This is a genomic window from Urbifossiella limnaea, from assembly GCF_007747215.1.
GTDB classification, from domain to species: domain Bacteria; phylum Planctomycetota; class Planctomycetia; order Gemmatales; family Gemmataceae; genus Urbifossiella; species Urbifossiella limnaea.
In genome coordinates this window covers 4189176-4209504 of the sequence record NZ_CP036273.1, presented here as the reverse complement: position 1 = coordinate 4209504, position 20329 = coordinate 4189176, and the positions used below count along the sequence as shown (strand labels likewise).

The following is a 20329-nucleotide window of genomic DNA, read 5'->3' as shown; positions in this document are numbered from 1 at the left end:
CGCAACTCCGGTTGCGGGGGGCTTTTTCTTTTCTCCCGATTGCTTGCAATCCTGCGGTCGATCCCGGATGCTATCTCCACCAACCGACCCGTGACCGGAGTGCGGCGCGATGTTCCGTCGGTACCTTCTCCTGACCGTCCTGGCGATTGTCCTCCCCACGGCCTCACACGCCGACGGCCCGAGCCCTGCCGACGCCGCGAAGCGGATGAAGCTCCCCGACGGCTTCTCGGTCACCTGCGTTGCGTCCGAGCCGATGATCCGTCAGCCGGTCAGCATCAGCTTCGACGACCGCGGCCGGATGTGGGTGCTGCAATACCTCCAGTACCCGAACTACGCCGGACTCAAGCCCGTCCGCCAGGACCAGTACCTTCGTACGATCTGGGACCGCGTCCCGGAGCCGCCGCCGCACGGGCCGAAGGGCGCCGACTGTATCACCATCCTCAGCGACCCCGACGAGACTGGCGTCTACCGCAAGTCGAAGGACTTCGTCACCGGGCTCAACATCGCCAGCGGCTTCTGCCTGGGGCACGGCGGCGTCTACGTCGCACAGACGCCGTACCTCCTCTACTACCCCGACCGCAACGCCGACGACGTGCCCGACGGCAACCCCGAAGTGCTGCTCACCGGCTTCGGCATGGACGACACGCACTCGCTGGCGAACTCGCTCCAGTGGGGGCCGGACGGCTGGCTCTACGGCGCCGCCGGAAGCACCAGCACCTGCCGCGTCAAGAACCCCGCCCACCCTGCGGAACCGGTCGTCGAGTTTCAGCAGGGGTTGTGGCGCTACCACCCGCTCACCAAGCGGTTTGAGCTGTTCAGCGAAGGCGGCGGCAACACTTATGGCCTCGATTTCGACCGCCACGGCCAGGCCATCGCTGGCACCAACTGGGGCGGGTTCGCGTGCCTCCACCAGTTCCCGCTGGCGTACTACATCAAGGGCTTCTCGAAGCACGGCCCGCTGCACAACCCGCACACCTACGGCTACTTCGACCACGTGCCGTACACGGGCTTCCGCGGCGGCCACGTCACGTGCGGCGGCGTCGTCTACCAGGCTGACCGATACCCCGAACGCTACCGCAACCAGTACGTCGCCGCAAACCTGCTGTCGAACGCCGTCTACTGGCACAAACTCGACCCGGTCGGGGCGTCGTTCAGGGCGAGCCACGGCGGCGAGCTGATCGAGACGGACGACAACCACTTCCGCCCCGTGGACTGCCTCCAGGGGCCGGACGGCTGCGTCTACGTCGTGGACTTCACCGACAAGCGGGCGGCGCACCTCGACCCGGTGGACAGCTGGGACCGCACGAACGGCCGCATCTACCGGCTCGACTACGGCGGCACCCCGAAGCCGGTGACGAAGAACCTCCGCACGCTCCCGACGGCCGATCTGATCGCCGAACTCGGCAACCCGAACAAGTGGTGGCGGAACGAGGCCCGGCTGGTCCTGGCCGAGCGCCGCGACCCGATGTCGTACCGACCGCTCCGTGACCGGGTGTTTGGCCACCCGGATGTCGTCGCGCTCGAGCACCTGTGGGCGGTGTTCGGGGCAGGCGGGTTCAACGGCCCGCTCGGCCAATCGCTGCTCCGCCACCAGGACGAACACGTCCGGGCGTGGGCGGTGCGCCTGCTCGGCGAGACACCCGGCGGCACCGACTTCGCCGCCGACGAGTTGAAGTCGCTCGCGGCGACCGACCCCAGCCCGGTGGTCGTCGCCCAGCTCGCCTGCACCGCCCGAACGTTGAAGGCGGTCCCGGCGGCGCTTCTCGTCGGCGATTTGAGGGCGAACCCGCTCGTCGCCCGCGACGCCTCGCTTCAGATGCTCCTCTGGTGGGCCGTCGAGTCGAACATCAGCCAGCACCCGAGCGTGGGCGGGCACGCCGGGCTCCCCGCCGACAACGGCACGGCCGGCCCGGTGTACCAACAGCTCGCCGAGAAGACCGCCCGCCGGCTTATGGCCGCCGACCACAAGGACAGTCTCAAGGTGCTCGGTGCCCTGTTCGCCGGCTGGGAGAAGCACGGCCCTGACCCGCTGCTGAAGGGTATGGCCACCGCCCTTCAGGGGCGGACGCTCCCGGCCGTGCCGGCCGAGTTGCGTGCCGACCTGACCGACCTCCGTGAGAAACGGCCGGCCGACGACACGCTGCTCGAAGTGCTGGCCCGCATGAACGACCCGGCTGCCCGGCGGGCCGTTCTGGCGCGGGTGACGGACGAGTCACTCCCGGAAGCGGCACGGCTGAAGGCCGTGGCCCTCGCCGGGCAAGTGAAGCCCGACGGCGCCCTCGCCGCGTTCCGCGACCAGCTCGGCAAGGTGAAGTCGGACGCTCTCCGCGTCGGCTTCCTCGGCGGGCTCGAAACGTTCGACGACGCCGCGCTCGCGCCGGTCGTGCTCGACGCCTACGCCGGCTGGTCACCGAAGGTGAAGCAGCGCGGCGTGCAGCTGCTCCTGAGCCGCCCGACCTGGGGCAAGGAACTGTTCCGCCGCGTCGAGGCGGGCACGTTCCCGAAGGCCGACCTGACCGTCGAGCACGCCAAGGCCGCGGTCGGCCTGAACGACGCCGCACTCACCGCGCTGGTCGAGAAGCAGTTTGGCAAGCTCCAGGCCGCGACCGCCGGCGAGAAACAGGCCCGCATTTCGTGGCTCAACGTCGCCGTCGGCCGCGAGAAGGGGGCCGACGCCGGCCGCGGTAAGGCGCTGTACACGAAGCACTGCGCGGCCTGCCACACGCTCCACGGCGAGGGCGGCAAGGTGGGGCCGGACCTCACGACCGCCGACCGCAAGAACCGCGGCTACCTTCTGGCCCAGATCGTGGACCCGTCCGGCTACATCCGGCCCGAGTTCGTCGTGCAAACCGTCGGCACCCTCGACGGCCGGCGGCTAAGCGGCATCGTCGAGCCGTCGGCCGGTGACTCGGTCACGCTGGTGAACGTCGTCAACGACCAACCGGTGCGGACCGTTCTGAACAAGGCGGACGTCGACACGCTGACGCCGTCGGCGGTGTCGCTGATGCCCGAGAAGCTGCTCGACACGCTGACCGACGCCCAGGTCGCCGACCTGCTCGCGTACGTGGCGGCGGACGCGCCGAAAAAGGCCGACCCGCCCGCGCCGGCGGCGAGAGGAAAGTTGCGGGTTGTGCTCGTGTCCGGGTCGTTCGAGTACAAGTCGGACGAGTCGCTGGCCGCGTTCCGGAAGCAGCTCGAATCGGCGAACCCGGTCGAGTGCGTCACCGTGGCCGCGAAGGCCGAGAAGGACGCCAATTTGCCGGGGCTGGAGGCGCTGGAGAAGGCCGACGTGGCGGTGTTCTTCACCCGCCGGCTCCAGATCAAGGGCGACGACCTGGAGCGGGTCAAGAAGTACGTGGCGTCGGGGAAGCCGGTCGTCGGCGTGCGGACGGCGAGCCACGGGTTCCAGAACTGGCTGCCGATGGACGCCGAGGTGTTCGGCGGCGACTACAAGGGGCACTTCGGCGCGGGCGTCGTCGCCGACGTTACGCCCGAGAAGGCGGCGCGAAACCACCCGGTCCTGAAGGGCGTGGCGGCGTTCAAGTCGAACGGCAGCCTGTACAAGAACCCGGCGGTGGCGTCGGACGTGACGGTGCTACTCCGCGGGGCCATCCCGAAGCAGGACGAGCCGGTGGCGTGGCTGCGCGAGCGCGGGAACCAGCGCGTGTTCTACACGTCGCTGGGCCACCCCGACGACTTCCGCGACGCGAACTTCCTCCGCCTGCTCGTCAACGCCATCGCCTGGACGAGCCGCACGGAACTGAGCCCGGGGAAGTGATGCCGCGCGCCGTAGCGTTCGCCGTGCTGGTCGCCCTCGCCGCGCTGCCGGCGGCGGGGCAGCCGCCGCCCGCAGCCGTGCCGAACCCACCCCGCTTGCTGACGCCCGGCGACGACGCTCGACATCCCCGGGCGGCGCGCTCCGCGGCGCCCACCCCGGCCGGGCCGCAGAGGTTTGACCGCAACGGCGACCCGCTCCCGGCGGGGGCGCTGGTGAGGTTCGGCTCCGTCCGGCTGCGGCACGGTAGCGCCCTCACCGGCCTCGGCTTCTTCCCGGACGCCAAACACCTGTTGAGCACGTCGGCCACCGAGGACGGTTTCCGCGTGTGGGATGCGGCCACGGGTAAGGAAGTTGCCCGGCTTGCTGCCCCCTTCGCCGCCGCGGCCGTGGCTCCGGACCGGTCGGTGCTATTTACCTTCGACGGGCGCGTTCGCGTGTGGGAACCGTTCGCCGGCGGCCGCGTCCGCGACCTGGCGCCAGGTACGCTGCCGGGCGAAGGGGCGTCGGCCATCGCCGTGCACCCAGAAGGTAAGCTCTTTGCCGCGGCCGTGCCGAACGGGATCGTCCTGATCGACCTCGCCAGCGGCGACCGGGCTGGCGAACTGCGGGTCCCGGGCGACCAGCCGCCGCTGCGGGTCGGCTTCTCGCCGGACGGTCGGTGGCTGGCGGCGGCCGGGCCGCGCACCGGCGTGTGGCTGTGGAACCTCGCCACCCGCCGCCGGGTGCGGACGTACCCCGCGTCGCAGAACGATGTCGTGGACTTCGCCTTCTCCCCGGACGGCACCCGCCTCGCCATCGCCGGCACGCCGCCGGTGCTGTACCCCACCGACTCCGAGGAGCCCGTCGAGGGTTTCCACGCGCCCGAGGTGGCCGCCCAGGTCGTCCGATTCGCCGCCGACGGCAAGTCGATCCTGACGGTGCAGGAGGACGGCAGCCTGTCGCGGCTCGACGCCGCGACCGGGCAAGAGAAGGACGCGTGGGCCGCGCCGGCCGGCGTGACCGCGCAGGCTCCGCTGACCGTCGCCCCGGGCGGGGTGTGGGTGGCGGCGATGGACGACACCGGCGGCATTCGCGTGTGGAACCCGAGGGACGGCAGCGGCCCCGGCGTCGAGCGGCTGCCGCCGATGAGCGACCCGGGCTTCTCGGCCGACGGCAAGCTGGCGTCCGCGCTCGCCGCCGACGGCAGGGTGATGACGTTCGACCCGGCTACGGGGAAGGCGGGCGAGTCGTTCGCAACCGAGTTCGTGGACGAAGGCGGCGTGTTCTGGGACGCCCGCTCCGGCCTCGCCGCGGGCCTCGGCAAGGTGGGCGACGTGACCGAGTTGCACGTCCGCGACGTGATGAAACGGAAACTGGTCGCCACGGTGCCGTTGCCGGCGGGCGAGTCGCCGTTCGTGGCCTTCCCGCCGACCGACGCGACGCGGTTCGGCGTGTTCGGCGGCACCGTCACCGGGGTGTACAGCACCCAGACGGGGGCGCAGTTGCGGAGCCTGGCCGTAGGACCGGCGGAGGGGCGCTCGGTCGGGGCGGTTTCGGCCGACGGCCGGCTCGTGGCGGTGAGCGCGAACCCGGTCGCGGTGTACGAGGTGGCGACGGGCCGGAAGCGGTTCGAGATCCCCGGCCCGGCCGACCCGCAGGAACTGACGTTCTCACCCGACGGCCGCTGGCTCGCCGTCGTGGACGCAGTCGAGGTGACGCTGTTCGACCTGCGGACCGGCACCCCGGGCCGCCGGCTCTCCCTGGGCGTTGGCGAGGCGACGTTCGGCTGTGCCGCGTTCACGCCCGACGGCGCGCGGGTGGCCACCGGCAGCTCCGGCGGCGTCATAACCCTTTGGGACGTGACGACGGGGGACGCCCTGGTGTCGTTCGACCGGCACGAGGGGATGGTGACCGGCCTCCGCTTCTCGGCCGACGGCACCCGGCTGCTGTCGTCGTCGGTGGACGGCACGGCGCTGGTGTGGGACGCGACCGCCCGGCCGGCGCCGGCGGCGGCGGTCGCCGGCGCGGTGGAGGCGTACGAGCTGCTCGCGACGCCCGACGCGGCCGCGGCCCACCGCGGCATCGCGTACCTGCTCCGGACGCCCGACGCGGCGGTGAAGCTGCTCGGCGAACGTATTCCCGTGCCGACCGCGGTGCCGGCCGAGCGCGTGGCCCGGCTCGTGGCCGACCTGGGACACGCCGAGTTCCCGACGCGCCAGGCCGCGGCCCGCGAGCTGGGCGAGATCGGCGCCGAAGCCGGGCCGGCGCTGCGGGCCGTCGCCGCGGCGCCCCCCTCCGCCGAGGTGCGGCGGCTGGCCGGCGACCTGCTGACGCGCCTCGCCGCGCCCCCGACGCGGCCCGACGACCTGCGCGCGATCCGCGCCGCCGAGGTGCTGGAGACGATCGGCACGCCGGCCGCGCGCGCCGTACTGACGCGCTGGGCCGCCGGCCCGGCGCACCACCGGCTGACGACCGAAGCCGCGGCCGCGCTGGCCCGGCTGTCGCCCCGACGCTGACCCCGACGGAGCCCCCCGCGTGTACCGCCTCGTCTGGTCCGTGCTCGCCGTCGCCGCCGCCGCCCCGCCGCTCCGCGCGGCCGGCCCCGCGGTCGCCGACCTGTTCCCGGCCGACACCCTCGCCTACGTCGAGGTCCGCGACGCGGGCAAACTCGCGCCGCAGGTCACGGCCGCGCTCGCCGGCAGCCCGCTGGCCGACGTGGCGAAGTTCGTCGACGCCCGCCGCGACGCGGGCAAGACGGCGCACGACATCCTCGGCAAGCCGCAGCTGGCCGTGCTCGGGCTGCTGGCGTCGCCCGAACTCGCGTCCGAAGTCGGCCGGCTCGGCGGCGTCGCGGCCGGCGTCACCGGGTTCACCGACACCGGCGACCCCGAGGCGGTCGTGGCCGTGCTCACCGGCGACAGCGCCGCCGCCGGCCTCGCCGCCCGCGGCTTCCTGGCCCTGGCCCACGTCCGCCGCGTCGCCGCCGTGGACGGCGTGCCGGTGTACCAGTTCCGCGTCCCGCAGCCGTCGTTCGACCCGAACACCGGCCAGCAGAAGCTCGACAACACGAAGCCGCCCGCGGAGGGCACCCACGAGGCGACCGCCGCGTACACGCCGGGGCTGTTCGTGTACGGCACCAGCAAGGCGGCCGTGGCCGCGGTGCTGACGCGCTACCGGGGGAAGGGGGCCGGCCTCGGCGGCGTCGCCGCGTTCAAGGCGTCGCGCGACGCCAGCGCCGGCCCCGGCCTGTTCGTCTACGCCGACGCCGCGGCCCTCCTCGCCAAGCTCGACGCCGCCCGCCGCGCGGCCGAGGACGGCCCCGAGCCCGACGCCCTCGGCTGGGTCCGGATGCTCGGCGGCGACCGGGCGGTGACGCACGTCGCCGGCACCGTCCGCTTCCGCGACGGCGGCCTCGCCGCCGACCTGACCGCGGCGTTCGCCCCCGGCACGACGAGCCCGCTGCTGACCGTTCTCTCCGGCCCCGGGGCGAAGGCCGAATTCCTCGGCCACGCCGGCGGCGCGGGAGCGTTCGCCGCCACCGTGTCGTTCCCCGAGAAGGGCCGCGCCGCCGCCGTGCTCGGCTTCCTCGACGCCGCCGCGAAGGCGACCGGCACCCTCGGCCGCACGCCCGCCGAGGCGGTGAAGGAGATCGAAGCCCGCACCAAGACGCCGGTCACGGACGGGCTCGTCGGCCGGACGCGAGCCGTCACCGTGTTCGCACCGAAGCAGCAGCAACTGGCGAAGGGGGTGCCCGCGCTGCCCACGGTGGTGCTTCACGCCGAGACCGCCGAGGTCGCCGCAGCGTGGGAGGAGTTCCTGCCGAAGCTGCACGCCGACGTGACCGGCGCCGAGGCCGTGCAGCCGGCGTCGGAGTCGGTCGACGGTGTCAAGGTGCTGTCACTGCCGGGGGCGGGCCTGCCGTGGAACTCGGCCGTCCACTACGCCCGCAAGGACGCCGCGGTCGCCGTCGGGCTCGACCGCGCGGCCGTCGCCGCGGCGGTGACCGCCGGCCCGCCGCCGGTCGCACTCCCCGCGGACAATCCCGCCGCGCTCGCCGGGTTCCTCCGGCTCGGCGGCGCCGCGCGGGCGCTACTCGTGGCCGGGGCGCCGGCCGCGGGGCCGGTCGTTCGCGTGCCGACGCCGCCGCGACCCGTCGGCCCCCGGTTCAGCCCGGACGGCAACGAATTCCCGCCGCCCGAGGCGCAGTCGAAGGCGGAGGAGAAGGCGATCGACGGCGTGTGGGCGGCGCTCGACGCGCTGCCGCCGCTGGCCGTGACCGCCCGCCGCGACGGCGACCGGCTGCGCGTCGAGCTGGCGCAACCCGTCGGGAAAGCCGGCTTCGCCCCGGCCGTCGCCGCCGGGGTCGCGTGGTTCGACGTGTTCCTCAACCGCGCGGCGAACCCGAACGCCGGCGCGTACCCGACGTACCGCCGCGTCCGCTGAATCCCGTTGCCCCGCCCGGGGCGGCCGTGTACACTGCCGGTGGAAACACACTCGGACGCCGATGGCCCGCACCACGCGACTTGCCGACGACCTCCTGTGCCTGCTTACGCAGGCCGGGGCTCGCTCGTCCCGTCGCGTCGGCTGACCGCCCGACCCGACCGACCTTCGCGGCCCCGGACCTCTGGTTCCGGGGCCGTTCGCGTTTACACCACCACGATCTCCGTGAGGACAGCCGATGCCGCCGACCGACCCCAACCGCGTCGTCATCTTCGACACCACGCTGCGCGACGGCGAGCAGAGCCCGGGCTGCAGCATGAACCCCGGCGAGAAGATGGAACTGGCCCTCGCCCTCGCGGACTTGGGCGTGGACGTGATCGAGGCCGGCTTCCCCATCGCCTCGCCCGGCGACTTCGAGAGCGTCCGCGCCATCGCCCAGAAGGTGCAGGGGCCGGTCATCTGCGGCCTGGCCCGGTGTAACCCGGCCGACATCGACCGCGCCGGCGAGGCCGTCAAGGACGCCGCCCGCGGCCGCATCCACGTCTTCCTCGCCACCAGCGCCATCCACCGCGAGTTCAAGCTGAAGATGACGCGCGAGCAGATCGTCGCCCGCGCCGTCGATGGCGTGAAGCGCGCCCGCGACCTGTGCGCCGACATCGAGTTCTCGCCCGAGGACGCCGCCCGCACCGAGCTCGACTTCCTCACCGAGGTCGTGGAGAAGGCCATCGAGGCCGGCGCCACCACGCTCAACATCCCGGACACCGTCGGCTACGCCACCCCGCAGCACTACGCCTCCGTCATCCGCCATCTCAAGCAGACCGTCCGCGGCGTGGACAACGTCGTGCTAAGCGTCCACTGCCACGACGACCTGGGGCTGGCCGTGGCCAACAGCCTGTCCGCGCTGATGGAGGGCGCCCGGCAGGTGGAGTGCACCATCAACGGCATCGGCGAGCGGGCCGGGAACACGGCGCTCGAGGAGGTGGTGATGGCGCTGAAGACGCGGCAGGACTTCTACGGCCTGACGACGGGCGTGAACACGCGGCTCCTGTACCCGCTGAGCCGCAAGCTGAGCCACGTCACCGGCATGGCGGTGCAGCGGAACAAGGCCATCGTGGGGCAGAACGCCTTCGCCCACGAGGCCGGCATCCACCAGGACGGGATGCTGAAGGAGCGGAGCACCTACGAGATCATGCGGCCCGAGGACGTGGGCATCGCCCGCACCGAACTGGTACTCGGCAAGCACAGCGGCCGCCACGCCCTGAAGCAGCGCGTCACCGACCTCGGCTACCACCTGACCGACGAGCAGCTGAACCGGCTGTTCGACGAGTTCAAGAAGCTGGCCGACAAGAAGAAGGAGGTGTACGACGCCGACATCGAGGCGCTGGCGGAGAACCAGCTCCAGTTCGACGCCGGCAACACGTGGACGCTGATCGGCTTCACCAGCACCGCCGGCACCGGCTCGCAGACGTCGGCGGCGGTGTCGCTCCGCCACGCCGACGGCACCGTCCACCGCGACGCCTCCGTCGGCAACGGCCCGATCGACGCGCTGTTCAAGGCGATCGACCGGGTGACGGGCCTGCCGGTGAAGGTGGTGGACTACCGCGTTCGATCGGTGACGCAGGACATGGACGCGCTCGGCGAGGCGCAGGTGGAGATCGAGCACCGCGGCCGGCGGTCGAAGGCCCGGGCGGTGAGCGTGGACGTGGTGGAGGCGAGCGCCCTGGCGTACCTGGAGGTGATCAACCGCGTCGCCAGCCGCCAGGTCCGCGACCGGCTGAAGCCGACCGACGCCGTGCCGCCGGAGGTCGTGCCGGCGGCGACGTGAGGCACCGCCGACGGATCGTGTTCATCCTTATCGACGAGGCATACCGAATGGCGAAACAACCTCCCCCCGTGCCGCCCCCGGAGGCCCACCCGGACGGCGAAACGAACCCCTACCTGGCGAAGTTCAAGGCGGGGCTCGTCAAGCGCTGGTCGGTGACGAAGTCGGCGGTACTGTTCGAGATGGCCGAGCTTGTCGCGTTCCTCTGGGCGCTGGAGCGGCCCCGCGAGGCGGCGGCGGTCGCGGCGGCGGTCGCGGCGGCGGTGCCCGAGCCGCCGCCACTCCCGAGAGACCGCGTGAACTACAGCCTGTGGTGCCCGGCCACGTTCACCCACGCCCTCCTCGTGCGGCTCGGCGGCGCCACGCAACCGGACGGCGTCGCGGCGTCGCGGGCGGCTCTTCTCGCCGACCCCGGAATCGCACGCGACAACCCCGCGTACCTCACGCAGCAGGTGGCCGAGGCCCGCGAGGCACTCGCCGCCCCGAGCGTACCCCGGGCCATGAAGCTGGAGTGCCAGCGCCTCGCCCGGGAGATCGGCCAGATGACCCTGTACGCCGAACTCGGCGCGACCGGCGACCCGTTGTTCGCCGACATCGGACCCGAGGCCGACGGCCTCATCCAGCAATTGCTCCCGAAATTGGCGGCGCGCCTCCGGTCGAAGTAGGGCGACGAAGGCCCAGGAATTGCAGCGTGCGGCCCGTGTCGTCACCCCGGAGGGTGTCAGTTGATCGAGGAACCGGACGTGTTGATCGTCGGCGCCGGGCTAGCCGGGCTGTGCTGCGGGAAGCGGCTCGCCGAGTGCGGCGTTTCGTTCCGCATCCTCGAAGCGTCCGACGGAGTCGGGGGCCGCGTCCGCACCGACACCGCGGACGGCTTCCGCCTCGACCGCGGGTTCCAGCTCTACCTCACCGCCTACCCCGAGGGGCGGCGGGTGCTCGACCTCGCCGCCCTCGACCTCAAGCCGTTCACGCGCGGCGCCCTCGTGTGGGTGGGCGGCCGCTTCCGCCGCGTCGCCGACCCGCGGACCGAACCATCCGCGGCGCTGTCGCTGTTCAACCCCGTCGGCTCGGCCGCCGACAAGCTCCGGCTCGTCAAGCTGTACTGGAACCTCAGCCGCGGCCGGCTCGACGCCCAGACCACGAAGGACGAGCGGCTCACGCTCGACCTCCTCCGCGACACGGCCGGGTTCAGCCCGAAGATGATCGACCGACTGTTCCGCCCGTTCTTCGGCGGCGTCGCGCTGGACGCGGGACTGACCACGTCCAGCCGCTTCTTCCGCTTCGTGTTCCGCACCTTCGCCGAAGGCCCGGGCGCGGTGCCGGCCGCGGGGATGCAGGCCATCCCCGACCAACTCGCGGCCGGGCTACCGGTCGGGTTGGTACGGCTCGGGGCTGCGGTGCGGCAACTCGGCCACCGCGAGGTGACACTGGCCGACGGCGAGACGCTGCGGGGCCGGGCCGTCGTGGTTGCCACGGAGGGTCCGGCCGCGGCCCGGCTGCTCGGTGACGAGGTGCCCGACCCCGGCTCGAACGGCAGCACGACGCTGTGGTACGCCGCCGACCGGCCGCCGGTGTCCGAGCCGATTCTGATGCTCGACGGGGAAGGGCGGGGGCCGGTGAACAGCGTGGTGGTGATGTCGAACGCGGCCCCGGGGTACGCGCCGCTGGGCGAGGCGCTGATGGCCGCCGCGGTGGTCGGCGTTCCCGCGGACGACGATGCGGCGCTCGACCGGCGGGCGCGGGAGCAGCTTCGGGCGTGGTACGGGTCGGCGGTCGACGGCTGGCGGCTGCTGCGGGTGGACCGCATCGCGCACGCGCTGCCGGACCAGACGGCGGGGAAGCTCGACCCGTGGCAGCGGCCGGTGCGGCTCCGGCCGGGGCTGTACGTGTGTGGCGACCACCGCGACAACGGCTCGATCGACGGGGCGATGACCAGCGGCTTCCGCGCCGCCCAGGCCGCGATGGAAGACTTGCACGCTGAGTTGACGTGAATGCCCGGCGAGCCCGGGGGCGTCAGCCCCCGGATTCTCGTTCCCCTCGCCCCGAGAACTCAGGGGCCGACGCCCCCGGCTCGCCGGTCAATTCGCGGAGCCGCCCGACTCGCCGCATGATAGGCTCCTGATCGCGGGAAGTTAGCAGCACCGGCACGAGACCAGCCGCTTCGGCGCCGGCGTAGTCGTTCTCCACGTCGTCGCCGACGAACACGATCTCACCGGGCTCGCACCCGGCGGCCCGTACCACCTCGGCGAAGAACCGCCCCGACGGCTTGCGGTGGCCGACGGCCGCGCTCACGATCACACGCCCTGCGACTGGCCCGAGTTCGGGGTGACCCGCGACCACCCGCGTCAGCCGGTCGTCGAGGTTCGATCCGATCCCGGCGACGATGACACGCCGGGTGAGTTCGGCGAACACGGCCGCGGCGTCGGGGTGAACTTCCCAGGCCTCGGGGCGGGCGAAGTGCTCGAACAACTCGGCGAAGCCGCGAGCCGCGTCCGGCAACTCGGGGAGGGACGCGGCGACGATTCGCCGCCAGCGCTCGCGTTCACGCGTCTCGTCCGTCACCCAGCCGGCGGCGCGGTCGGCGGCTTCCTCGGCCCGGAAGGCGGCGACGAACCGCGTCGAAATGACGGCGGGGTCAACGGTCACACCCTGGCGGCGGGCGGCGGACGCGTACGTGTCGGCCGGCGGTATTGCCGGAAACAACAGGGTGCCGACGGCGTCGAAGAACACCGCCCGCGCGCCGGGGTGGATCATCGCGTGCGTGTCCCCGGGAGCGAACCCGTTGGCCGGTCAGTACCTGGAGCGGAAGCCTGCGCCGTGGCTAGATCGAACAGGCTTTTTTATGAGTCGTTGACATGTTTCCGGAGATCGACCCCCCTCGGCCGGAAACAATGAATACGGGCTGAATGTCGGGGTCAGGCGCGGCCGCCGGTGCCGAGCGGGTCGCGGCGGCGGGCGGGGTTCTGCGGGCCGGGCACGACCGCCTTGTTCGCCGTCGGGCCGACTTGCTTGGTCGGCGTACGCGGCCGGCGACGGGCTTCGGCGACGGCCAGCGGCAGCTTGCGGGCGGCCTGCGCCGCCACCGCCACCTTCAGGATGTGGATGCCGCCGCGGAAGATGACGAAGCCGATCACGACCGTCGGCCCGGCCTCGAACACCCGCTTGCGCAGCAGGAAGTCGAAGGCCTGGGCGAAGAAGTACAGCCCGAGCAGCACCAGCAGCCACCCGCCGATCTCGCGCAGCCAGTACGTCATCGCTTCCCCCTCTTGCCGAACCCGGCCCGCACCCGGTCGGCGACGCGCTTCACGCCCCACATCCGCCACGACTCCACCCGCACCCGCTCGCGCTTGGTCTCGTTCCAGCCGGCGTCGGTGAGGAGCATCGCCCCCTCGGCCGGGGTCATCGTCCGCAGCCGCCAGTAGCCGAACACCAGCCGGGCGAGCAGCGTGCCGAAAAAGATCAGGCCGACGACCACGGTCAGCCGCGTCCGCCAGGGGCTCATGTCGCCGCCGTCGCGGCGCCACACCGGCCCCTCGGCGGTCCGCAGCGGGAAGTCGGCAAGGATGTCCACTTCCAGGTTGATGACGACGGCCCACACGATCTGCCCCACCACGACCACGGCCGCGGTCAGGTAGAACAGCCGTGGCAGCTCGCCCTTGCGGATCAGGTCGGCGGGCCGCCTCCGCTGCGCGAGCTTGCGGCCGAAGCCGGCGGGCTCGGGCGGCATGGCCAGGGAGGTGAGGCCGAGCAGCCGGTAGTGTGCCGACAGGTACACGACGAGCGCCGCGGCGAGCATCAGGTCGGCGACGCGGAAGGTGCCCTCTTGCAGCTCGAACGGGTCTTCCTCCGGCGGGGGCAGCCCGTAGGGGAAGGCCAGGAAGTAAAGCAGGATCAGCAGCACGAACGCCGGAGAGCCGCGCCAGCCGAAGGCGAGCCCGGCGGCGCCGATGACGCCGATCATGAGTCCGCCGATGTCGGCGCCGCGCTCGAACAGCACGACGAACAGCATGGCCAGCCCGCCGAGCCCGGCGAACAGCAGCGTGCGGACGCGCCCGTCGGCGAACCGCTCGACCAGGGCGTCGAACCGGCCGGGCGGCTTGTCGTCGGTGGCGACGGCGGTACTCATCGGCGGGTGCGGAGCCCCCGGAGGCGGTCGAGCCGGTCGAGTACGACCCGGACGGGGTCGGTCTCGTTCACGCGGATGACGGTGGCGCCACTCCGCCCGAGCGCCCGGCGGACGCGGCGGAATTGCTCGTGATAGTGCTTCGCCATCGCGTCGAGGACGGTCGCGGCCTTCATCGTCGGGTTCCGGCCGGGGAGCTTCGGCGTGGGCTTATCGTCCGGCCCCGGCAGGTCGGCCGGCCACGGCAGGATGACCATGACGTGGTGCTTCCGGGCGCGGGCGACGCGCGCCGCCTTCTCCAGCGGCCCCAGGTCCGGCCCCAACTCGGCCAGGTCGGCGAGGATGACGTACAACTCGTTGTCGCGCGCCCGGCTCACGGCCCTTACCAGCTCGGCAGCCAGGACCTGCACCTTTCCTGGCGAGCGGAAGCGGAAGCGGCCGAGGTCGTCGTACAGCGGCACCGGCACGCGGATCTGCCGGTCGGCGAGGAACTTCCCGACCCGGACGGCGTAGGCGGCGTCGTCGTGAACGAGCCGCTCGACCGCGTCCACGCCGGTGCCGTCGAGTTGGGCCATTACGGCGCACAGCCGCTTCCGCTGCACCAGTTCTACCTTCTTGGCGCCGAACCAGCCGCGGACGCCGTAGATGAGCCAGATGAGGCCGCCGATCAAGGACGGGAGCAGGAACGTCACCAGCAGGCAGCCGAACCGGAGAAACAGGCCGAAAATGCCGTCGGTCCGCCGGACGAAGGAGTTCCGGATGAGGCTCAGGCCCATCTTGGCGGTGGTGTCGATCCACCACGACGCGATCTTGTTCGGCCCGAAGTACGCGATGGACGAAGCGGTCAGTACCGGCGACAGGATGAGGAGCAGCACGATCCAGCCCCACCACCGTTCCAGCATCGGCAGCCACAGACGGCTGAGGGGTACGGTGTTGAGCTTTCGGTCGGTCAGCTCGGGGTACAGCTCCTCGGCCAGCGGGTACGCGCGGCGGGTCAGCTGCTCGGGCGGGGCGCCGCGCGGCGTCGGCTGCAGCGCCGCTGCCTCGGCGAGGCGGCGCATCATGTCGAGCATGTGGATCCGGGTCCGGGCTGGCTTCAATGCGAGGGCCGCCTCCTCGTCGAACGTGGTGAGGCCGACCAGGTCGCGGTTGGCGGCCGCGGCCTGGGCCACGCCGGACGCCAGTGCCGCCATGCGGGCCAGCGGCGTCGTGCCGGGCGGGCCGAGCCGCACGCCCTCGGACGTGTCCAGGAACAGCACGGCGCGCACGGGCACGTCGCTCTCGTACTCCTTCGTGATGAGCCGGTCGCGGCGGGCGCTTGCCTTCCAGGCGATCATCTTCGGCGGGTCGCCGGGGATGTAGTCGCGCAGGTCGAGGAGCTCGCTGCCGGAACCGGGCCGACGCAACCGGTGGCCGCCCGGCGGCGGGAGCGTGTTCATCCGCTTGTCGGCACGCTGGCGGCCCTCCTCGTCGGTGAACGGCGGCAGGATCAGCGTCTCGACCTCGTCGCGGAGGAAGCGGCGGACGTGGAAGAAGCCGTGGACGTCGGCGACGCGGACGCGCACGCCCTCGAACCGCAGCACACCAGGGCCGGGCGCCTTCAGCGTGAAAGTGAGGTTCGCGGGCTCTTCGGCGGAGATGAGGTAGGCCCCGCTGTTCGACCCGGCGTCCAGGTCGGCGGCCTGCGGCAGGCGGTCTTCGAGGAACACGAACGGGAGGCGGGCGAAGCCGTCGTGCGCGACGCAGAGGCGGACCTCGAACGGCAGCCCGGCCCACACCATCGGCACCTCGCGGCCGCCCTGTACGAGCCGCCGCTCGGCCCGCATCCGGGGGACGCACGCCAGGACGCGGGTGCGGAACATCACCCACTCCCACGCGAACCACGCGAACAGTGTCAGGCCGAGGATGGCCGGGACGACGGTGTAATCTGGGAGAACGACGACGCCCAGCGCCAGCAGGAAGGCGACCAGGACGAGGAACCAGTAGCCGCGGGCGGTCAGCATCCGCGGCTACTCCTTCTCGAGAACGGGCACGGCGGCCATGATGTCTCGGACGACGTCGGCGACGGCGGTCCCCTCGATCTCGGCTTCGGGGCGGAGGATGAGGCGGTGGCCGAGCACGCCGTAGGCAACGGCCTGCACGTCCTCGTGGGTGAAATAGTGGCGGCCCTCCAACACGGCCCGCGCGCGGGCGCAGCGGAGGAGGTTAAGCGCCGCCCGCGGGCTGGCGCCGAGCGACACGTCCGGGTGCTTGCGGCTTTCCTCGGCCAGCTGCACGATGTACGGGTACAGCGTCTCGTTGCCGTACACGTGCGGGAGCTTCGACTGCAAACTCAGGATCAGGTCGGGGTCGAACAGCTGCTGCACGTCCACGCTCGGCTTGCTGTGGAGCTTCAGTAGGTTCACCTCGTGGTGGAAGCCGGGGTAGCCCATCTCCACGCGAAGCAGGAAGCGGTCGAGCTGGGCCTCGGGGAGGCGGTACACGCCCTCCTGCTCTACGGGGTTCTGTGTCGCCATCACCAGGAACGGCCGCGGTAGTGGGATCGTCTGCCCGTCCACCGTCACCTGATACTCCTGCATCGCCTCAAGCAGCGCCGCCTGCGTCTTGGCCGGGGCGCGGTTGATCTCGTCGGCCAGTAGCACCTGGGTGAAGATCGGCCCGTGGCGCAGCACGAAGTCGTTCTTGTTACGGTCGTAAATGCTTGTGCCGGTCACGTCCGACGGGAGCAAGTCGGGCGTGAATTGGACGCGGTTGAACTGGCAGCCGAGGAGCCGGGCGAAGACTTTGGAGAGCGTCGTTTTGGCGACGCCGGGTACGCCTTCGAGGAGGACGTGGCCGCCGGCCATGAGGGCGATGAGGAGTTGCCGCGTCACGTCCTCCGCGCCGACCACGACGCGGGCGACCTCGGCGGTGACCTTGCGGGATATCTCGCTCGCCTGCTGGGCAAGCTCGCGGGCCGGAAGCGACGCCGAGTGCGCCTCGGTGTTCACGGACGGGACCGCGCTCATGCCTCGCCCCTCGATCGCGTCGAAACGTCCGGCCACGCCTCGGCCTCAACGAACCGCCACTTCTTCTCGCGGTGGGCCGCCAGGGCCCGCGCCAGCAGCGGCTCCAGCGCCGCCCACCGCACGGCCGTCACCGGTGCCGGCCGGCCGAAGGCCACGGCCCACAGGTCGCGGAGCGCCTGCCGCAGCGTCTCCGGCTTCCTCACCACGTCGGTAATGACGACCTTCGGCAGGCGCGGCCCCGGCTCGGGCGGGCGGCCGACGGTGTCGAAGAAGTCGCGGCACGCGGCGCGGGCCGGCTCCAGCAGGTTGTCGCGGGTTGCCAGCTCCTTGCTACGGCGGCCGAACACGCCCGCGGCCCCGCCGGGCGGCGGCGGCGGGCGGCCGCCCGGCGGGGCGGCGTTCAGGTCGGTCGGCTCTCGCGCCCCCAACACTCTACGCACCAGCGACATCGCTGCCCAGAGACACGCCGCGGTCAGCAAGAGCCCCAGTAGCGTGCGGAGCTGGCTGCGCGGCTCGTCCGGGTTCTTGCCGACGACCGCGCGGTTGAGGAAGTCGTTCTCCTGGAACTTGTCGATGAGTTGGTTGCCCAGGTCCACGAGCTTTGGCTGCAGCTTCTCCCAGTCGGGCTTGGGTAGCGGGGGGGGCGGCGGGCGGAGGAGTTGGTTCAACTCGCCGTAGTCGCGGACGACTACCCCGTCGACGACCAGTAGGCACTTCGTCCGCTTCTCGTCCCCGTTCCCACCGGTCAGGAACTTCACCGTCCGATCGGCGAATTCCAGGTTGTCGGTGGCGACGCCGCCCTCCGCGGCCAACAGCTGGCCGTTGAGGTACACGGCGTGGTCGGCGACTGCGATGAGTCGACACGGCCGACCGGTCTGGGGGTGTCGACTGGCGCCGGCGATGAACGCGTCGGACGTACCGGACACGAGCGCGCGGGTGTTGCGGAACTGGGCGTTCCACGGGAACCCGGCGAGCGGCGTGAGGCCGCTACCTTTGAGGTTCGACAACGTACCAGGGAGTTCGGTTACGACGCGTGGGAGCGGCCGGTCGCCGCCTAGGAGCTCCCACTCCGGGCCGGCCGCGCCGGGTGGCCGCACGGCTGGCACCGCGAACTGCTCAATCTCGTTGCGGTTCAACACGAGCCACTCGCCGACACCGGGTTGGGGGGTGATGACGCGCTGGCCGCTGAACTGTACAGGTTGCCGACCGCCGAATGAAACACTTTGGAACGTGTCGTTCGCCACCAAAACCGCGCCGCCGAACTGGCTCGCGTTCGAGACCCACGTCGAGATCGGCTGGCCTCCCGGCTGCGGCTGCCAACCGGCGTTGGAGTTCCACGACCCGAATACGATCACGACGGTGTCGGAATACTGCTGCTGCCTGGTTACTAAAACCAACTCGCTGTCTGTCATCGGCTTCAACCCGCCGCGGTCGACCAGCCAGCGGAACACGTGAGTACCCAAGCGGCTGATGGTCCGCGCGGGGTGCGGCGCGCCAAAGCCTGGGGGGAGTGGCTGCCCCCACGCAGTCGCTGGGGCGAGCGCAACGGCGAGCGTTAGCAAGAGGCGGGGCGTCGTCATGCGGCGGTCGTCACTCGGTGCGAGGACATTGTGTCCACGGGAGAGGGGGAGGGGTTCCGTGGATGCGTTGAGTCCGCTGGACGAAGGACCATAGCAGTGTCGTCAGTCGTCCGTGAACCCCGCCAGGCGACACACCAGCCTACGGGCCTCGGCCAACTCCGCGGTCGTCAGCGGCTCGTCGATCGGTGTGTAGCGGGCGAGCTCGTAGAGCCGCGCCAGCATCATCGCCCGCGCCGGCTCGGCCATGGCCATCTCCGACAGTGCACCGGCGATTGTGGTGTGCGTCCAGGTCTTGGCTACCTCGCCGCACAGGAGCACGCTCAGGTGCTCGAACGCCACCACCACGTCGGCCCGGCTGCGGAGGTGGTGTGGGTCCACCGGCCACGGGCCGAGGGCGTACGGGTCGATTTCGTTCACGTCCGGCCGCCGGTACTTCGCGATCAACCGCCACAAGAAGACGCCGCCCACGAGCGCCAGTATCAGGAAAAGGACCGGCCACCACGTCCCGTTCAACGCCGGGATGCCGATGTTCCAGCGTGGCGCCTTCCACCCGCTGAACCACGACGACCCGGGCGATGAACTCGACGACGAGGACGACGAACTCTTCCGCCAGCGCGAGAACCAACTCTCCCGCGCGGGGCCGGCGGAACCGATGTCCGGCGGGCGGCTGCTCCCCCAGTTGAAGTTCCAGTTCATCTTCGGGAACGACCAGTCGGCGCCGCCGCCCAGGTCCCAGTCGCCGCCGCCGTCGAGGCCGTTGAACAGGTCGCCGAATCCCTTCCCGTCGCCGAGGTCCTTCGAGAGGGAGTCCCACAGGCCGTTGCCGTCGGGGTCCTTCAGGTCACCGGTTCCGTCGACGATGTCGAACAGCGCCTTCTTGACGGCGGGCGTTTCGTCGAGCGGCCCGATGCCCTTCTCCCACATTGCCGCGGCGGCCTGCCGGGCCTTGTCCTGGGGACTCGCCGGCTGGTCCCACGGCGGTATCTCGACGCCCGGGTCTTTCAGACCGGGGCGCGGCTCGGGCGGAAACACTTGGGGTGGCGGCACGAGGCGTTCGCCGTTCTTGTCCAGCGTGGGCGGTACCAGCTTGGGCGGGGGTACCGGCCGTGGGTCGCCCCTGTCGGGGACTGCTTTCCCCGTCCCATCGCCCTTGTCGAACTCGAACGGGTCACCCTTCCCCTCGATGCGGGTGGGCGGGCGTGTGCCCTTCTCGGGATTGAACCCGAACGGCGGCGCCCCGCCGTTCTGCTTCATCTCGTTGAACCGCGGGTCGTTCTTCAGCCTCTCGCCGAGTTGCTTCATCTGATCCGGAGTCAGCTTCCCGTTGCCGCCGGGGTTCAAGCCAAGTTGCTTGGCAAGTTCCGCGATCCGCTGCATTTGCTCCGGCGTGACGGCGTTCGGGAACGGTTGGACCCCGGCGCCGCCCGCGCGGTCGCGGTTGAGGAACGCTTCAAGTCGCCGCTTCACCTCGTCGGTGGACGGGTCGCGGGGGTCACGCTGACCCGGAAAGGGTTGAGGCTGGGCCTGGGCAGACGAGACGAGCATGACGGCGACGAAAAAGGCAGCGGAGCAGCCGAACACCCTGCGGCGGTTGGTCAC

13 protein-coding genes are annotated in these 20329 nt (G+C 71.7%); 6 read left to right on the top strand and 7 right to left on the bottom strand.

The window, feature by feature from the left end; translation table 11 throughout:
• The first annotated feature begins 109 nt into the window (after window positions 1-109).
• From ETAA1_RS17215 to ETAA1_RS17190, 6 genes are all read left to right on the top strand, one after another.
• Window positions 110-3778: a PVC-type heme-binding CxxCH protein gene (locus tag ETAA1_RS17215; RefSeq protein WP_145240579.1), complete on the top strand. Its 3669-nt coding sequence runs from the start codon at window positions 110-112 to the stop codon at window positions 3776-3778.
• Window positions 3778-6273 (top strand): outer membrane protein assembly factor BamB family protein, encoded by a 2496-nt coding sequence (locus tag ETAA1_RS17210; RefSeq protein ID WP_145240577.1) that lies wholly within the window; start codon window positions 3778-3780, stop codon window positions 6271-6273. Before ETAA1_RS17215 ends, ETAA1_RS17210 begins: the two co-directional genes overlap by 1 nt.
• 19 nt (window positions 6274-6292) lie before the next feature.
• Window positions 6293-8200 carry a hypothetical protein gene (locus tag ETAA1_RS17205; protein ID WP_145240575.1) on the top strand — a complete coding sequence of 636 codons (1908 nt, stop codon included), beginning with the start codon at window positions 6293-6295 and terminating at the stop codon, window positions 8198-8200.
• A 235-nt stretch (window positions 8201-8435) separates the two neighbouring features.
• Window positions 8436-10022: a 2-isopropylmalate synthase gene (locus ETAA1_RS17200; protein ID WP_145240573.1), complete on the top strand. Its 1587-nt coding sequence runs from the start codon at window positions 8436-8438 to the stop codon at window positions 10020-10022.
• A 47-nt stretch (window positions 10023-10069) separates the two neighbouring features.
• Complete coding sequence (locus ETAA1_RS17195; RefSeq protein ID WP_145240571.1) at window positions 10070-10684, top strand: hypothetical protein; 615 nt, start codon at window positions 10070-10072, stop codon at window positions 10682-10684.
• Between the two features lie 60 nt (window positions 10685-10744).
• Window positions 10745-12010: a protoporphyrinogen/coproporphyrinogen oxidase gene (locus ETAA1_RS17190; RefSeq protein ID WP_202920186.1), complete on the top strand. Its 1266-nt coding sequence runs from the start codon at window positions 10745-10747 to the stop codon at window positions 12008-12010.
• A 22-nt stretch (window positions 12011-12032) separates the two neighbouring features.
• Here ETAA1_RS17190 and ETAA1_RS17185 read toward each other — a convergent pair whose 3' ends face one another.
• The 7 genes from ETAA1_RS17185 to ETAA1_RS17155 form a co-directional block, all read right to left on the bottom strand.
• Complete coding sequence (locus ETAA1_RS17185; RefSeq protein ID WP_145240569.1) at window positions 12033-12773, bottom strand: HAD-IA family hydrolase; 741 nt, start codon at window positions 12771-12773, stop codon at window positions 12033-12035.
• A 161-nt stretch (window positions 12774-12934) separates the two neighbouring features.
• Complete coding sequence (locus tag ETAA1_RS17180; protein ID WP_145240568.1) at window positions 12935-13273, bottom strand: hypothetical protein; 339 nt, start codon at window positions 13271-13273, stop codon at window positions 12935-12937.
• Entirely contained in the window at window positions 13270-14145 is an 876-nt protein-coding gene (locus tag ETAA1_RS17175; RefSeq protein ID WP_145240566.1) for a hypothetical protein, read from the bottom strand. The genes ETAA1_RS17180 and ETAA1_RS17175 overlap by 4 nt, the downstream gene beginning before the upstream one ends.
• Window positions 14142-16145 (bottom strand): DUF58 domain-containing protein, encoded by a 2004-nt coding sequence (locus ETAA1_RS17170; protein WP_145240564.1) that lies wholly within the window; start codon window positions 16143-16145, stop codon window positions 14142-14144. The genes ETAA1_RS17175 and ETAA1_RS17170 overlap by 4 nt, the downstream gene beginning before the upstream one ends.
• A gap of 6 nt (window positions 16146-16151) precedes the next feature.
• Window positions 16152-17150 carry an AAA family ATPase gene (locus ETAA1_RS17165; protein ID WP_145240562.1) on the bottom strand — a complete coding sequence of 333 codons (999 nt, stop codon included), beginning with the start codon at window positions 17148-17150 and terminating at the stop codon, window positions 16152-16154.
• Complete coding sequence (locus tag ETAA1_RS17160) at window positions 17147-18601, bottom strand: hypothetical protein (protein WP_145240560.1); 1455 nt, start codon at window positions 18599-18601, stop codon at window positions 17147-17149. The genes ETAA1_RS17165 and ETAA1_RS17160 overlap by 4 nt, the downstream gene beginning before the upstream one ends.
• 231 nt (window positions 18602-18832) lie before the next feature.
• Window positions 18833-20329, bottom strand: coding sequence for a hypothetical protein (locus ETAA1_RS17155; RefSeq protein ID WP_145240559.1), 1497 nt, complete (start codon window positions 20327-20329; stop codon window positions 18833-18835).

Coding starts and splice junctions, on each gene's coding strand:
- ETAA1_RS17215 (WP_145240579.1), top strand. CDS start 110: ATGTTCCGTCGGTACCTTCTCCTGACCGTCCTGGCGATTGTCCTCCCC.
- ETAA1_RS17210 (WP_145240577.1), top strand. CDS start 3,778: ATGCCGCGCGCCGTAGCGTTCGCCGTGCTGGTCGCCCTCGCCGCGCTG.
- ETAA1_RS17200 (WP_145240573.1), top strand. CDS start 8,436: ATGCCGCCGACCGACCCCAACCGCGTCGTCATCTTCGACACCACGCTG.
- ETAA1_RS17195 (WP_145240571.1), top strand. CDS start 10,070: ATGGCGAAACAACCTCCCCCCGTGCCGCCCCCGGAGGCCCACCCGGAC.
- ETAA1_RS17185 (WP_145240569.1), bottom strand. CDS start 12,773: ATGATCCACCCCGGCGCGCGGGCGGTGTTCTTCGACGCCGTCGGCACC.
- ETAA1_RS17180 (WP_145240568.1), bottom strand. CDS start 13,273: ATGACGTACTGGCTGCGCGAGATCGGCGGGTGGCTGCTGGTGCTGCTC.
- ETAA1_RS17175 (WP_145240566.1), bottom strand. CDS start 14,145: ATGAGTACCGCCGTCGCCACCGACGACAAGCCGCCCGGCCGGTTCGAC.
- ETAA1_RS17170 (WP_145240564.1), bottom strand. CDS start 16,145: ATGCTGACCGCCCGCGGCTACTGGTTCCTCGTCCTGGTCGCCTTCCTG.
- ETAA1_RS17165 (WP_145240562.1), bottom strand. CDS start 17,150: ATGAGCGCGGTCCCGTCCGTGAACACCGAGGCGCACTCGGCGTCGCTT.